Below are 15,507 nucleotides of genomic sequence, written 5' to 3' on the forward strand. Positions count from 1 at the left end.
CTGGCGGGACTATGCCCAGGGTCTCAGGATAATCTTGGGAGCGGCCACAGCACCAGAGCGGATATCACGAAATGCCTGCGCTCCGTCGGCCAGGGCACGTTCCTCTGCCCAGTCCAACGCACCAAGCCGTCCGTCAAAGATCGCTTCTGCCGTTTGGCGGAAATCCTTAGCCGTATAGGTGTATGTGCCGATGAAGGTGATTTCTTGCAACGTCATGCGACGCACGTCCAGACCGCCGGTGTCTTCGCCAAGACCAACATGCGCAATCACGCCGCCGGGGTCTGCGACAGCTGATGCGACGGATCGTGTTGCCGCATATCCCACAGCGTCGATAACGAGCGGGAAGTTTCCAATCGCAGCGTCCGCGATTTTGAAGTCCTCAACCTTCTGCAGATAAGTCCGGCGCAAGGCATTGGGTTCTGCAATTGTGACATCTTCGACCTCCATCGCACGCAAGGCCAATGCGGCGGCAAGCCCGATCGCGCCGCCGCCAATGACCAGAGCGCGACGGGGCATCGCCGGGTGCAACGCTTCCAGCGCCAGCCGCGCCGCATGCCAACTGACGGCCAGTGGTTCGGCCAAAGCGGCCTTCGCAAACGAGACATGATCCGGTACAACAACCAGATTTCTGTCCTGCATCGAGACAAACTGCGCAAAGGCCCCTTCGCGTGGTGGCATTGAAATGATCTGACGATCCGGGCACAGATTTTCACGACCTGCCACGCAGGCTGGACATTGACCGCAGCTCACCAGCGGATTGATCGTCACGCGATCTCCTGCGCGAAGACCCTCGACAATCACCCCGGCGGCCTCATGGCCAAGGATCAAAGGAGCCGGTCGCCGCGCATCATGGCCAAGATACGCGTGCATGTCTGATCCACAGATGCCTACGGCTTCAATCCGGATCAGATGTTCAGATGCATCGGGTACTGCATTCGGCACATCCCCGAACTCCATCTGCTCTACACCTTTGTAAACCAGTGCTTTCATTTGGCTGTGAACCCCCCATCCACCATCAAAACCTGCCCGGTCACATAGTCCGAGGCCCGTGAACACAGGAAAAGAATCGGTCCGTCGATATCCTGCATCCGACCATTGCGTCCGATGCAGGTTTGCGCCGCATTCCGCTTGGCACGCTCGGGGTCATCGAACACGGCCTGCGTCAGTTCTGTGGGGAAGAACCCCGGTCCGATGGCATTTGCAGTAATGCCAAAGGGCGACCATGCCTCGGCCATCGCCCGGGTCAATTGCCCGATCCCCGCCTTGGTTGCGCCATAGGCGATACCGCCGGGAAAGGCGCGCGTTGTTTGCAGCGAAGCAAAATTGACAATGCGCCCCCACCCCTTTTCTTTCATCGCAGGCACCATGGCCTGACTTAGAAAAAACGGTGCGCTGAGGTTCACCGCCAGCGTGGCGTCCCACCCTTCTGGCGTCACATCATCGGCGACCTCACGCGTGTTTAGCCCAGCCGCATGTACCAAAATGTCGGGCGCGCCGAACTTGGCACTGACGGCTTCCGCCACGTGCTCAATTCCGTCACGATCAGCAACATCGGCTTCCACCGAAGCGGCCCGAGAGCCAATCTCGGCTTGCAGCTGCGCCAACGCATCTTGGCGTCGAGCCACGCCAACAACCTGCGCGCCTGCGGCTGCAAGCGCGTGTGCCACTTGCCGCCCCAGCCCCGAGCTTGCGCCGGTGACACAAGCCACCCTGCCCGTCAGGTCAAACAAGGCGCGCGGGTCATCCATCTGCGGTCAGATCGAACTGCTCATCCGGGAAATACTTGGCCAAACGCACATCTGCGGCGCGTGCATGCCCTTCCATCCCTTCCAACCGAGAAATCCGCGCGGTGGCGACGGCAATGGGCTTGGACCCTTCGCGTGTTGCCCGCTGCCACGTCACGATCTTCATATATTTGTGGACACTCAGACCACCGGTATAGCTGGCCGCGCCAGAGGTCGGCAGAACATGATTGGTTCCGGTGGCTTTGTCGCCGTAGGATACAGTAGTTTCCTCACCCAAAAACAGCGAACCATAACAAGTCAGCCGGTCCAGCCACCAATCCAGATCCTCGGCCTGCACGGTCAGGTGTTCGGGGGCGTATTCATCGGAACACGCAGCCATGTCTTCGCGATTATCGCAGACGATGACTTCTGCATAGTCCCTCCACGCGGCTGCAGCGTTTTCCTTATTCAATTCGGGCAAATCGTCGATCAGCTGCGGCACCAGGTCCATGACTTTCTGAGCCAGAGCACGATCATCCGTCACCAGCCAAACCGGAGAGTTATACCCATGCTCGGCCTGACTGACCAAGTCTGTGGCGACCACATGTGCATCTGCGCTGCTATCGGCCAGAATCAGGGAGTCAGTTGGTCCTGCGATCATATCGATACCGACTTTGCCGTAAAGAATGCGCTTGGCCTCGGCCACGAACTGGTTGCCCGGCCCAACAAGGATGTTTGCGCGTGGAAGGCCGAATAGACCATAGGTCATTGCGGCCACGCCCTGCACGCCGCCCATCGCCAGAATACTGTCGGCCCCGCAAATATGGGCCGCATAGACGATCGCTGGCGCGACCCCTTCGCCCGGACGGGGCGGAGAGCAGGCGGTGATGTGGCGGCACCCGGCAACCTTGGCCGTGGTTACAGTCATGATCGCACTGGCGATATGGCTGTAGCGCCCGCCGGGCACGTAGCACCCTGCCGCATCTACGGGTATGGCCTTTTGTCCCGCCACAACTCCGGGCACGATCTCGGTCTGAACGTCCGACACAGTGGCTTTTTGTGTTTCGGCAAAGCGACGCACATTGTCATGGGCAAAGCGGATATCGGCTTTTAGTTTCTCGGGCACCAACGCTATGGCCGCGTCGATCTCGTCCTGGGTCATCAGGACATTTCCGTCGAACTTGTCGAATTTGGCGGCGTATTCCAATGCCTTGGCGTCGCCTCCGGTCTCGATATCAGACAGGATTGTCTTGACCGTATCATGCACCTCGGTCGCATGAGACTGCGCCGTCAGGGTTGCCTTTTTCAGATAGTCACGGGGCATGTTGCAAAGGTCCTATTGGTAGATTTCAGGAAGCAAGGTGGTCGAGACAGCTGGTACGTAGGCGATCAAGAGCACCACGATCAGCATAGTCAATACGAAAGGCACGGCCCGGGCGGCAATCTTCAGAATCGACTCGCCGGTAATGCCAGACACAACGAACAGGTTCAGACCCAGCGGTGGCGTGATGAAACCAACACCCAGCGCGGTGATCATCATGATGCAGAACTGGATCTCGTTCATACCGATATTGTCGGCCAAGGGTTTCAGGATCGGTGCCAGGATCACGATGTTGGGCGTCGTTTCCATCACGCACCCCGCAGCGATCAGAATGCCGATCATCAACAGGATCAGCAGATAAGGATCATCCGTCAGCGACGTTACCGAGGCCACGAACCCCTGGGGCACGCCCATGATTGCCAGCGCTTCGGCCAACGGCGCGGAAAAAGCGATGATGGGCAGGATCACCCCGTTCACTTTCGCCGAGCTGACCAACATGGACGGGAAGTCAGCCAGCGTCAGCGTGCGCAGAATGAACCCCATGATGATGGTGACCACCACGGCGGTCGCACCGGCCTCGGTCGGCGTCAGTCGGCCCGAAAAGATGCCGTAGAAAATGATGCCCGGCACGATAAAAGCGTACCAGCCTGATTTGAGGGCTTTGCCCAAGTTGGACAGCCATTCGCTCATAGTCATCATGCCGCCGCCCTCATAGGCGTATAGACGATTCATGATGATGTTGGTGATCAGGATCGATACCAGAATGGCCAGTCCTGGGATCAGAGCGGCCAGAAACAGTGTCGAGGCGGAAATACCCAGCACAAGCCCGATGATGATATAGGCAATCGACGGCGGGATCAGAATGCCGGTACAGGCCCCGGCTGCGACCAGCGCACAGGCATATGGGCGCGGATACCCGCTTTCGACCAGACGGTTGATGGTCATCCGACCCACGGCAGCAGCGCCCGCCGCGTCCGAACCCGAGATCGCCGCGAACATGCCGCAGACAAGCACGGTGGCCGAGCCGAACCCGCCCTTGGCGAAGCAGGTCAGCGCCTCGGCCACGTCCAAAAACTTGCGCGACAATCCTGTACGAACCAGAACGTCTCCGGTCAGGATGAACAGGGGCACAGCGGTCAGCGCGAATGCATCGATACCGGTGAAAAGGCTTTCGCCCACCAAGCTTAGCGGCAAGTCGCCAGACATGATCAGCATTACAATAGCTGCCGACCCAATAGCGGCCCATACAGGCACGGCCATGGCGATCAAAGCAACGAAAAGAATTACAGGGACATAGAAATCCCAGCCGAGTTCAACGGTTTGATTGAGGGAATTCCAAAGCATTCAATTTCTCCTCAGTCAAACAGCTTGTCGCCTTCGAAGACGGGGGTGCCGTCTCGCAGACATTTCAGATCGCGTATCAGGGATTGGATCAGCCGCCAGATCATCAGCGCAAACCCAGTTGGAACGGCCATGAGGAACCAGACTTTGGAAACCCGCAGACCATCCGTCACCGAGCCGAATTTGGCCGAGACGTGAACCGCCTCGTAAGACCAATAGAGCGCGATCACGGCCACGACGAACATCACCAGATCGCCGAAAATATACAGTAACGCCTTGGGGCGCGGTCCAAGGTAATGCATGATGACATCAATGCGGATATGCGCACGTTCCTTGACCGCAGCGGCGGCCCCGATCCAGGCGAGGTAGATGAAGGAATAGCGTACGATCTCTTCGCCCCAGATCGAGGAGTAAGCGAAGATCTCACGCCGCAGCACTTCGATCGCCATGGTGATCACCAGCATCACGTAGAACACCAACAGCAACCAGCGCTCTGCGTTTCGGTCTATGTTATGAAGAATGGCCATCTGATCCTCCGGCGACAGCACAGCCAGACCCTCGCCCGTCGTGGCGGGCCGATAACGGACTGACTGCAGAAAACAATCGTGGACGCCCGGATGGCGTCCACGGATAGCGCCTTAGGCGTCGTGAACGTAGTATTTGCCCTGCGTTCCGGCGGCTTCGACCAGCTTTTCGAAGTTTTCCATCGACCCGGCCAGTTCGGTCTTGAACGGATCCCAATCGGCGTTCTGATAGCCGCCCGCATCCTGCCATTCGGCCAGTTGGTCTTCGCTGAGCGCGTGGAATTGGACGCCTGCCTTGTTCAACTCGGCCATGGCGTATGCACGTGCTGACGGAACTTTGGAGAGGTTCTGATGCGCAGTCATTTCAGACCCCCACATGATGCCTTCCTGAACATCAGCGGGCATCGAGTTGAACCACTCGAGGTTACAGGAATAAACCTGACTGTCCGGAACCGCCTGTGTGAAGGTTACATGGCTCAGGATGTCCTTGAAGCCAAAGACAAACAGCGCCCCGACCGAGGGGTCAAGCGCATCCGCGACACCCTGCTTGATGGCCGAAGGCGTCTCACCCCAGGCAACAGGCGTCGGGTTGGCACCAACCATACGGTAATACTGCTGGAGCATCTTAGAGCCGGGAACGCGGAACTTTATGCCACTCATATCGCCCGGCGTGATGACCGCATTGCCACCCTGCCGAACCGCGACAACACGCGGGTCAATGTTAACGTAGAACAGGGCCTTGAAGCCCGCAGCTTCGACCTTGGGATGAACTTCGTTCTTCCACGTGTCAGAATGGACAAGATTGGTAAAACGCTGGTTCGAACCGCACAGATACGGCATGTTGATCAGGTCAACAGTCGACGCAAAAGGCGCGAAGTTCGAAAGCGAATGCTGCGCCGCCTGAATGGTCCCGCCCTGCACTTTCTGAACGAGGGAACCGCCAGCACCCAACTGCCCGCCCGGTGCCAGTTTGACATAGACTTTGCCATTAGTGGCGTTCTGGATGTTCTCTTTCAGGTCCAGCTGCATGATTGGATAGCTGCGTGAGGCGCCCAGAACGTAGGCCGTGGCGACCGTCATCACATGGTCTGCAGCTTGCTCGCGCTCGCGCTCTTCCTTAGCGGTCTGCGCTGCGGCCTCCGACGACCACAACACCCCGCCTGCCCCGGCTACCAAGGCAGCTGTGAACGCACCACTTGCGCTCAGCTTTAGAAAATTACGGCGTTCGGCTGACGCCAGTTCGGTCTTGTCGTTGTTCATGAATTGCCCTCCCAAGCAAAAATTCAGCTACCGTTTGTTGCGTCGCGGTCAGCTTCCTTTTTCAGAATTGCGACAACGAACAAGATCGACGCCGCGAACAGAACCAACATCTCTCCAACGTCCCCAAGAAACGCGCTGTTCGCATAGGCACCAAGGGCGACGTTGGCGAAGTAGATCGCAAAAACGACAGCAGATGCAGCGACAAACATATTCGGGGCTCCCAATAGAATCGGCTCTCAAATTCATTTGTAAGCGCTTACATGATAAATGCAAGCGCTTACATAACCACTTTCATCACACCCAAAAAACGCATAACTTAGGGCAAACGGAACTAAGAGTTTGAAAATGTCAAAGCACCGATCCGCACCGACGCTGGATGACGTTGCCAAGGCGGCGGGTGTTTCCACCGCCACGGTGTCGCGCTGTCTGAACAATCCGCAACGCGTTGTTGAAACGACGCGCCAGCGTGTTTTGTGCGCGGTTGATGAACTGGGATATACGCCAAACTTTGCAGCCCGAGTGATGGCGGCAAAGCGGTCTTTCACAATCGGTGCAATCATTCCAACGATGGAAAACTCCATTTTTGCGCGCGGTTTGCAGGCGTTTCAAGAAGAGATTCACAAACGCGGTTACACGCTGCTTGTCTCAAGCTCTGCCTACAAACCCGAAGCCGAGGAAGAGCAGATCAGAACTCTGGTTGCGCGCGGCGCTGACGGGCTTTTGCTGATCGGTCATGACCGTGAAGAACGGATCTATGACTATCTGGAACGGCAAAAGATACCAGCGCTGGTTGCTTGGTCTTTCAACCCAAGCAACCGCACACCTTCGGTCGGATTCGACAACCGGCAAGCGATGAAAACCCTGGCACAACAAGTTATCGCGCTTGGGCATCGACGTCTCGCCACGATTTCAGGCATCAGCAAAGGCAACGACCGTGCTCGGTTGAGAATCGCGGGCATCAAAGACGCGATGGCGGAAAGCGGACTGCTGCCAGACGACCTGATCGTAGTGGAAACCACTTATGAAATCGAAAGCGGTGCCGACGCTTTCAAGAATCTCATGTCTCAAACCCCTGCCCCGACGGCGGTTCTGTGTGGCAATGATGTTCTGGCCGTGGGCGCAATGCGCCAAGCGCAAGAGATGGGACTAAGCGTGCCTGAAGAAATCTCGATCACCGGGTTCGATGACATCGAATTGGCCTGTATAGTTTCACCTACTTTGACAACGGTTCATGTCCCCCATCGTAAAATGGGTCAAAAAGCAGCATTGGAATTGATACATATGATTGAAACAAGCGCGCCCGGACGTTCCGTTGAACTGTCCACCCGCTTGGTTGCGCGAGATTCTTTGACCGGGGCAAAGGAAAACCAGATCCGTTAGACTCCGCATGGCCGTGGCGTGCTCTGGAGCGGGTAGCGGGAATCGAACCCGCGCGTTCAGCTTGGGAAGCTGACGGTAGAATCCACTTTCCCGCTTTATTTTCAAGTGGTTCGCGCCCATTCTAACCCGTTGCTGTAGGCAGTTTGTAGGCGCCTGCAAAAGTTGGAGCGGGTAACGGGAATCGAACCCGTAACAAGAGCTTGGGAAGCTGACAGGCTACCATTACATCATACCCGCCGCGCCTTTTGAGATATCACCAGTAATGACAGAGGTTCAAGCCGGCGCGAGACAGATCAGGCGAAATTATCACTCAGTCCGGGCGCGCAGGCTGTCGATCAACGATTGGTCTACGTCAAGCGCTTCTCCGGCAGCTTCCAAGGTCCGTTTGTCCAAGTGCTGAGGGTTCAGGTCAACACCATCAGAAAACGCTTCAACAATGGCTTGCATCGCCTTGATACGAGCGTGTTTCTTGTTGTTCGCAGGTATGACGTGCCATGGGGCCAACTCGGTCGAGGTGCGCGCCAGCATTTCGTCAACGGCAACCTCAGCAACATCCCACTTTTCGCGATTTCGAAAGTCTTCGTACGTCAGCTTCCAGCGTTTCAAAGGGTTTGTCAGCCGCTCGGTAAAGCGACGCATCTGTTCTTCTTGTGAGATGTGAAAGAACAGCTTCACGATCCGCGTGCCGTCATCGACGAGCATGCGTTCAAAATCATTGATTTCCTGATAGGCCGCGCGCCACCGTTCTTCCGGTGTCAGTTTTTCAATCCGCTCGACCAGAACCCGACCGTACCAGCTGCGGTCAAAAGCCGAGATCGCGCCCGCAGGCGGCAAACGTTCCCAAAATCGCAAAAGATAGTGCCGGTTGAGGTAGTAGTTTCGCGGGGCACCGATGGGCCAAACCTTGAAACTTCGCGGGTCCAGCGCTTGGCTGATCCGGCGAATAGTTCCCCCTTTTCCTGCAGCATCCCACCCTTCAAAAACCAAAACGCCCTTGAGGCCATGAAAAAGATAAGCTTGTTGAATTCTGGCAAGCTTGGCTTGTAAATCGATCAGTTGATCAAAATAATTCTTCTTGTTTAGACGCTTAGTCAGGTCTGCATCCGAAAGTTTCGGGGGATGATGTTTACTCATGGTGCCACCTGATCTTTGTGCGAATGATCTGGCTATTGTGAAACCTTCTGCGCAATCGACATTGATCAGAGTCAAAAAGGCCGGGCACTGGGCCCGGCCTTTGGTGTCAAATTAGATCCGATCAGGCGCGGCGGCGACGGCCACCACCGCGACGGCCACCGGCGGCACCGGCTTCGTCAGGCGCTTTGTTGAACCGGATCCACTCGCCGCCATGCGGGTCGTTGTTGGTCAGCAGGTTGGCGGCCCGAATGGCCTCCATCTCTTTGCCAGCGCGCGGCTTGGTCGAACCCAAACCGAACATCTGTACAAATGCTTCGTCATCCATGCCTTCAGGCAGAATGATGCCAGCTGCGGCCACGGCTTCTTTCTTCTCGGCAATCTTTTTCTGTGTCACCGGCAACGCGACCGGGTTCATGATGGCCGAGGTCATGCCAGCGCCCATTGCCATCGGCAGGAAGGCGTTGTTGATGCCGTGACGGTTTGGCAGACCAAACGAGATGTTCGAGGCACCGCAGGTGGTGTTCACGCCCAGCTCTTCGCGCAGACGACGGACCAGAGCAAACACCTGTTGACCGGCAGTCGCCATAGCTCCAATCGGCATAACCAGTGGGTCTACCACGATGTCATGTGCCGGGATGCCGAAGTCAGCAGCACGCTCAACGATTTTTTTGGCAACGTCAAAGCGTACATCGGGGTCTTCCGAGATACCGGTGTCATCGTTCGAGATCGCCACAACCGGTACGTTGTACTTTTTGACCAGCGGCAGAACCAGTTCCAGCCGCTCTTCTTCACCAGTGACCGAGTTCAGCAGCGGACGACCCTCAGCCGCCTCAAGACCGGCCTCCAAGGCACCCGGAACCGACGAGTCGATGCACAGCGGCACTTCGACCAGACCCTGCACCAGTTCAACGATCTTGCGCATCAGCGGCGGCTCGGTCTCGTTCGGGTTGGGGTTCGAGTTGTAGACAACGCCTGCGTTGATATCCAGAACGGTTGCGCCCGCCATCACCTGCGCCAGCGCGTCTTTCTCAACGGTCGAGAAATCGCCCGCTTCCAGTTCGGCCGCCAGCTTTTTGCGGCCGGTCGGGTTGATCCGCTCACCGATCACACAGAACGGTTCGTCAAAGCCCAGAACGGCGGTTTTTGTTTTTGATTCTACGACTGTACGGGTCATGTCCGTTCCTTAGGAGTTTACAGGCTTTGCCGAAGCGCCGCCGTTATTGATCGCCCAGTTGGCATTGGTTTTGATTCCACCCAGCGGGAAGAAATGCACGTTGGTGATGTTGAAATCCGGGTTGGCCGCTTTGTGCTCGGCCAGTTCCGTAATCACGTCAGTCGGCTCATAAGGAAGCAGCAACTTGGACACGTCCATAGCGCGTTTCTGTAGAACCTTCAGCGACGGGCCAACGCCACACGCGATGGCAAACTTAATCAGCGTTTGCAGCTTTGCCGGACCCGCGATGCCGATATGGATCGGCAGATCGATACCCGCCCCTTTCAGGCTGTCAGCCCATGCGATAATCGGCTTAGAGTCAAAGGCAAACTGGGTTGCCAGCGCCATTTCGGCATCGGTGGTTTCGTTGAACTTCTGCTTCCACCGCAGAGCATCGTCCACGTTCTTGGTCGAGCCATCGGGGTCGATGTCCTTGTTGCCTTCCGGGTGACCGGCCACGTGCAGGCGCTTGAAGCCAGCCTTGTCGAACAGGCCGGTTTCCAACAATTGCATCGAGCTGTCGAAGTCGCCATGCGGGTTGGTAACGCCACCGGCCAGCAGCAACGCCTGATCAACGCCCGCTTCGCCCTGGTACATGGAAATCCAGTTTTCCAGCGTCGCCGCGTCTTTGATGATCCGCGCCGGGAAGTGCGGCATCACCTGATAGCCGTCGGCCGCGATGCGCTTGGCGGTCTTGACCATGTCCTCAATCGGGGTGCCCTCGATATGAGCGATATAGACGCGTGTGCCTTCAGGCAGCAAAGCGCGGAAATCGTCGACCTTTTCAGCGGTACGCGGCATCACCTCGATCGAATAGCCCTGCAAAAAGGCTTCGACGGTTGGGTTCACAGGGCCGGTTTCGACCGCATCACGTTTTTTGAAGTTCAGCAAAGCCATTTCGGCCTCCCTTAAAATCTGGGCTTACGCCCAACCGTCATTGGCGATCAGCGCTTTGACGCGGTCCTGATCGTATTCTGTTTCCAGACGCACCGCCTCGGTCTCGGCAATCTCGGCGGGATCGCCATCTACTGCAAAGGGTGCGGCTTTGCGCCATTCGGCCAGGTAGGCATCACTGTCCTTGGCGTTCACCTTCATGGCAGCCCGGTCGATGGCTTGCTCGAACCGTTCTTCCAACTGCCGCTTTGCGCCACGACGGCCTTTGCCGACGATGACCTGAGCGGGAATGTCGCGCCAATACACGATTGTGACGTCAGGCATTGCTGTGATTCCTCCTAACCCGATGGGCCGGTTCTAAACTTCAAACTTAGCTTTGGTCGGTCGGTTTTCGACACACGACGCTTTTCCAGCGACCTTTTTACCAAAGCTAGCCAAGGGCGCTTTTACACAAACAAACGTCAGACGCGCATATCATAATTCTCAACGTCACTATGAAAGCGCTGCATAAAACGCAAAAACCCTGGACGGAGTTATCCGTCCAGGGCGGTATTTCAAAGGTCAGTGCGGTTTAGCCGACCAAACCACCATCTTCGCGAGTCACCGCGATGATCGCCGAACGCGGAACTGCATCACCGCCTTCGGGCCAGTGGCTGTTGCCATCCTCACCCGGGTGCTGAATGCCCACGAACATGGTACGGCGATCCGGTGACCAGCTGAGGCCGGTGATCTCACACTCATTCGGGCCGACCAGGAAGCGGCGGATTTCACCGGTAACCGGGTCACCGGCCAACATCTGGTTGTTGCCCTGACCGGCAAAGTCACCTTCGTTGCCATAGTTGCCGTCGGTCTGGATCCACAGCAGGCCATTGCTGTCGAATTTCAGACCATCGGGCGAGTTGAACATGTTGTCTGCATTGACATTGTCAGATCCGCCATACCCATCCTGATGCACGGTCGGGTTACCTGCTAGAACGTACAGATCCCATGCAAAGCCCGACGCGGTGTGATCTCCGCCTTCCGGACGCCAGCGTACGATTTGGCCGTAGTTGTTGGCCTCGCGCGGGTTCGGGCCGTTGATCGAAGTATCATCACCGCCCGCGTTCGGTTTCACGCCACGGTTTTTGTTGTTGGTCAGGCAGCAATACACCTCGGCTACGTTCGGGTTTGCAGCAACCCACTCCGGGCGGTCCATCGTAGTAGCGCCCACAGCAGAAGCGGCCTGACGGGTGTGGATGCTGACCTCGGCCTGTGACGCCATACCAGTGGTTTCCGGCGTCAGATCGAGCCATTCACCAGTACCATCATCGTTGAACTTGGCGACAGACAAGGTGCCGTTTTCCAGCAAGGCATCGGTGTCAACGCCAGCGGCGTAAACGCCATCCGAAACAAAGCGATACAGGAACTCACCCCGTTCGTCATCGCCCATATAAACGACAACACGACCGTCATTGTTCACCACCGACTCGGCGTTTTCGTGCTTGAAACGGCCAAGGGCGGTCAGCTTGCGCGGGGTCGAGGTTGGGTCGGTCGGGTCGATTTCGACCACATAACCGGCGCGGTTCGGTTCGTTGGGGTTTTTCGAGACGTCGAACCGATCATCGATCTTGGCCCAGCCATAGCCCCAATCTTTCGACGAGACGCCATAGCGCTTCAGTTCTGCACTAACCTCGTGGTTTTCATCTTCTGCCGAAAAGTAGCCGTTAAAGTTTTCTTCACAGGCCAGGTAGGTGCCCCACGGCGTCATGCCATTGCCGCAGTTGTTCCAGGTCCCTTTCGAGGTGGTGCCTGTCGGGTCCGCAGCGGTTTTCATCAAGTCATGAGCAGCCGCAGGGCCGGTGATCGTCATATCGGTCTGCGGTGTAATACGACGGTTGTACGGGCTGTCTTTGACGATGCCCCATGTACCGTCCGTGTTGGCAATCTCGACCACAGTCACGCCGTGCGCCATCATACCCTTGGCCACATCGTCGTCCGAGGCCGCCTTGGCATCAGGGTTGTTGCCCCAAAGGATGTCACGGTTGGTATATTCGTTGTTTACGACCAGCAGCACGTGGCCATCGTGGAAGAACACGTCCTGACCGTCAGTGTTGTCGCCAAATGCACGCTCTTGGCTGGCAGCGGTGCCACGGGTCGCGTGATCGAACTCGGGCGCGTCAGACCACAGCGGGTCGCCCCAACGCACCATAACCTCGGCTTTGTAGCCTGCAGGAACAACAACATCGTCTGCAGTGGAAACCGGAATCGCTTCAAACGAGAACCGGTCGGCTGCCGCGCGTGCGCCCGTAGGAATCAGTGCACCGCCAACAGCCGTAAAACTTCCCATGGCAAGAACGCCGCCCAGAAAACCGCGACGCGACAATGCGCGTTCGACAACACGATCAAATTCGCATTCTTCAGGGCGTGGATTTACGACTTCATCGAATTCGTCAAAGGAAAGGGGACGCTCATCATTCATGGCAGACTCCGTATCTGGCTGTAAGCTAGTAAAGAATCCCAAAATCGGGATCGGGCACTCAAATCGCATTTCAGTATGAACGACATGTGACACTGACGTTAATTTCAAAATTGAAATCACTTGCACGTCGGCAATCCCCCGCCTAGGGTCAAGTTAACTCGAAAATCGGAGGGCGTGACGAATGGCGCCCAAGCGTCCCAAAGGTGCGGGCGCGTTCCCGAAGGCGGTCGAAAGCCCCGCGCCGGCAAGACCCGATCCGGATGCCCTTTATGCAGCACTGGATCTGGGGACAAATAGTTGCCGCATGTTGATAGCCCAACCCAAGGGGAGCGGGTTCCATGTGGTCGACAGCTTCTCCAAATCCGTGCAGTTGGGCGCGGGTCTGGAACGCACCGGACGGCTGTCGCGGGCGTCGATGGCTCGCACCGTACAAGCATTGAGAATCTGCCAGCAAAAGCTGAAACGCAACAAGGTCAATCGAATGCGTTTGATCGCAACCGAAGCCTGCCGTCGCGCTAAGAACTCGCGCGACTTCATCCGGCAGGTGAAGCGGGAAACCGGGTTGACGCTTGAGATCATCCAACCCGAAGAAGAAGCACGCCTGGCGGTGATTTCCTGTGCTCCGTTGGTCTCGACCAAGACTGAACAATTGTTGGTCGTGGACATTGGTGGTGGCTCGACCGAGCTTGTTTGGATCGACATTTCGTCCGTCCCACGCCGTGATCGTCCGGCGGCGATTATGCGGCTTCACAATGGTTTTCATACAGCCGACAGCCCTTTTCCAGCGGCGAAAGTCGTGGATTGGATCAGCGTTCCCTTGGGTGTCGCCACCCTACGAGATCAATTCAACGACGTTGAAGACGACGCGGCCCGTTTCGCACTGATGAGTTGGTTTTTTGAAGAAAACCTTGCTGACTTCGCACCCTACAAAGACGAACAGACACGTGAGGGGTTTCAGATCGTCGGCACCAGCGGCACTGTGACGACCGTCGCAGCCTCGCACCTTGGGCTCAAGCGGTATGACCGGACTAAAGTGGACGGTCTGCGCATGACCAGCGATCAGATTGACAAAGTTATCCGCGGGTATTTAGAACTCGGCCCTCACGGGCGACGCCGGGACCCCAGAATTGGAGATGACCGGCAAGCTCTGATCATGTCCGGCTCGGCCATTTTGCAGGCTTTACTTAGATGCTGGCCCACCGACCGCCTTTCCGTGGCGGATCGTGGGCTGCGTGAAGGTCTGCTCTATGCGCAGATGAGCGCGGACGGGGTATTGGAAGACGGACCGTTTTGATGGCGAAGACACCGAGTGGAAAAAACACCTCAGGCCGCGGCCAGCGCGACCTGAAGGTCAAAGTCAAAACCGCGCGCGGGCGCAAGCTCAGCTCGACCCGGTGGCTTGAGCGGCAATTGAACGATCCGTATGTGAAACGTGCACAGGCCGAAGGGTATCGCGGTCGCGCTGCATTTAAGATACTGGAACTGGACGATAAATTCAGGTTTCTCGTACCGGGAGCGCGGGTCGTAGATTTGGGCTGTGCGCCCGGAGGCTGGCTGCAAGTCGCGGTTAAACGCGTAAACGCGCTGGGCGAGAAAAGCGGTAAACGGATCGGCACAGTTTTGGGCGTAGACTTGCAAGAGGTCGAACCCGTTGCTGGTGCAACCGCCCATGTTCTGGACTTCATGGAAGACGACGCCGACGTAAAGGTCAAAGAGTGGCTGGGTGGCAAGGCCGATGTTGTGATGTCAGACATGGCCGCCGCGTCTTCGGGTCACAAACAGACGGACCATTTGCGCATTATGGCCTTGTGCGAAACGGCGGCTTACTTTGCGTTTGATGTGTTGGAAGACGGCGGCACCTTCGTAGCCAAGGTTCTGGCCGGAGGCGCCGAGGGCGATTTGCAAAAGCTGTTGAAGCAGAAATTCCAGAAAGTCGCCAACGTGAAACCGCCTGCTTCACGCTCGGACAGTTCCGAAAAATTTGTTGTAGCAACAGGGTTTCGCGGCGGAGATTAATCCTCTAGACGAATGCGTTCTTCGGTCAGGCACTGAACGCGGAAAGAGGCGTTTGCCATACCCTGCAACATTAACGCTTCACCATGTGACACGTATACCGGTGCCCGCCCGCGCAGCTCTTCTATGCGTTGGGCAAGTGTAACCGAGTTGACACCCGCAGTTGGTCGCTTTTTCGCATTTTTAGACATGTTTCACCTCTGAACAGCACATTCATCCCGTCCGTAGCGTGAAATTTTGCCGTG

At 56.9% G+C, this 15,507-nt stretch carries 16 protein-coding genes and 1 tRNA gene; 3 read left to right on the plus strand and 14 right to left on the minus strand.

The window, feature by feature from the left end:
- Positions 1-9 precede the first annotated feature (9 nt).
- From GOV85_RS00970 to GOV85_RS01000, 7 genes are all read right to left on the minus strand, one after another.
- Positions 10-990 carry a zinc-binding dehydrogenase gene (locus GOV85_RS00970; protein WP_171174103.1) on the minus strand — a complete coding sequence of 327 codons (981 nt, stop codon included), beginning with the start codon at positions 988-990 and terminating at the stop codon, positions 10-12.
- A complete protein-coding gene (locus tag GOV85_RS00975; protein WP_171174105.1) occupies positions 987-1,748 on the minus strand; it encodes an SDR family NAD(P)-dependent oxidoreductase in 762 nt (253 codons plus the stop codon). Before GOV85_RS00975 ends, GOV85_RS00970 begins: the two co-directional genes overlap by 4 nt.
- Positions 1,741-3,048 carry a histidinol dehydrogenase gene (gene hisD / locus GOV85_RS00980; protein WP_171174107.1) on the minus strand — a complete coding sequence of 436 codons (1,308 nt, stop codon included), beginning with the start codon at positions 3,046-3,048 and terminating at the stop codon, positions 1,741-1,743. The genes GOV85_RS00975 and hisD overlap by 8 nt, the downstream gene beginning before the upstream one ends.
- Before the next feature lie 12 nt (positions 3,049-3,060).
- Entirely contained in the window at positions 3,061-4,389 is a 1,329-nt protein-coding gene (locus GOV85_RS00985; protein ID WP_171174109.1) for a TRAP transporter large permease, read from the minus strand.
- An 11-nt stretch (positions 4,390-4,400) separates the two neighbouring features.
- On the minus strand, positions 4,401-4,913 hold the full coding sequence (locus GOV85_RS00990; protein ID WP_171174111.1) for a TRAP transporter small permease: 513 nt from the start codon (positions 4,911-4,913) through the stop codon (positions 4,401-4,403).
- A 111-nt stretch (positions 4,914-5,024) separates the two neighbouring features.
- Positions 5,025-6,170 carry a TRAP transporter substrate-binding protein gene (locus GOV85_RS00995; RefSeq protein WP_171174113.1) on the minus strand — a complete coding sequence of 382 codons (1,146 nt, stop codon included), beginning with the start codon at positions 6,168-6,170 and terminating at the stop codon, positions 5,025-5,027.
- A gap of 23 nt (positions 6,171-6,193) precedes the next feature.
- Positions 6,194-6,379 carry a hypothetical protein gene (locus tag GOV85_RS01000; protein ID WP_171174115.1) on the minus strand — a complete coding sequence of 62 codons (186 nt, stop codon included), beginning with the start codon at positions 6,377-6,379 and terminating at the stop codon, positions 6,194-6,196.
- 136 nt (positions 6,380-6,515) lie between these two features.
- On the opposite strand from GOV85_RS01000, the gene GOV85_RS01005 reads away from it, so the two are divergent.
- The gene (locus GOV85_RS01005) at positions 6,516-7,550 is read left to right on the plus strand and encodes a LacI family DNA-binding transcriptional regulator (protein ID WP_171174118.1); all 1,035 of its coding nucleotides are present in this window, start codon (positions 6,516-6,518) and stop codon (positions 7,548-7,550) included.
- A gap of 163 nt (positions 7,551-7,713) precedes the next feature.
- Here the strand turns inward: GOV85_RS01005 and GOV85_RS01010 are convergent.
- The 6 genes from GOV85_RS01010 to GOV85_RS01035 form a co-directional block, all read right to left on the minus strand.
- Positions 7,714-7,787, minus strand: a tRNA-Gly gene (locus tag GOV85_RS01010).
- A gap of 69 nt (positions 7,788-7,856) precedes the next feature.
- The gene (locus GOV85_RS01015; protein WP_171174120.1) at positions 7,857-8,684 is read right to left on the minus strand and encodes a polyphosphate kinase 2 family protein; all 828 of its coding nucleotides are present in this window, start codon (positions 8,682-8,684) and stop codon (positions 7,857-7,859) included.
- A gap of 121 nt (positions 8,685-8,805) precedes the next feature.
- Positions 8,806-9,858, minus strand: coding sequence for a methyltetrahydrofolate cobalamin methyltransferase (locus GOV85_RS01020; protein WP_171174122.1), 1,053 nt, complete (start codon positions 9,856-9,858; stop codon positions 8,806-8,808).
- A gap of 9 nt (positions 9,859-9,867) precedes the next feature.
- Entirely contained in the window at positions 9,868-10,794 is a 927-nt protein-coding gene (locus GOV85_RS01025) for a methylenetetrahydrofolate reductase (RefSeq protein ID WP_171174124.1), read from the minus strand.
- 24 nt (positions 10,795-10,818) lie between these two features.
- Complete coding sequence (locus GOV85_RS01030; RefSeq protein WP_171174126.1) at positions 10,819-11,115, minus strand: virulence factor; 297 nt, start codon at positions 11,113-11,115, stop codon at positions 10,819-10,821.
- A 247-nt stretch (positions 11,116-11,362) separates the two neighbouring features.
- Positions 11,363-13,249, minus strand: a complete 1,887-nt coding sequence (locus GOV85_RS01035) for a PhoX family phosphatase (RefSeq protein WP_171174128.1) — start codon at positions 13,247-13,249, stop codon at positions 11,363-11,365.
- 181 nt (positions 13,250-13,430) lie between these two features.
- Between GOV85_RS01035 and GOV85_RS01040 the strand changes: the two genes are divergently transcribed.
- Entirely contained in the window at positions 13,431-14,543 is a 1,113-nt protein-coding gene (locus GOV85_RS01040; protein ID WP_171174130.1) for a Ppx/GppA phosphatase family protein, read from the plus strand.
- Positions 14,543-15,265, plus strand: a complete 723-nt coding sequence (locus GOV85_RS01045) for an RlmE family RNA methyltransferase (protein ID WP_171174132.1) — start codon at positions 14,543-14,545, stop codon at positions 15,263-15,265. The genes GOV85_RS01040 and GOV85_RS01045 overlap by 1 nt, the downstream gene beginning before the upstream one ends.
- Here the strand turns inward: GOV85_RS01045 and GOV85_RS01050 are convergent.
- A complete protein-coding gene (locus GOV85_RS01050) occupies positions 15,262-15,453 on the minus strand; it encodes a hypothetical protein (protein ID WP_171174134.1) in 192 nt (63 codons plus the stop codon). The two genes, GOV85_RS01045 and GOV85_RS01050, sit on opposite strands and share 4 nt — an antisense overlap.
- Positions 15,454-15,507 lie beyond the last annotated feature (54 nt).

The organism is Ruegeria sp. HKCCA4633, from assembly GCF_013034605.1.
Taxonomy (GTDB): domain Bacteria; phylum Pseudomonadota; class Alphaproteobacteria; order Rhodobacterales; family Rhodobacteraceae; genus Ruegeria.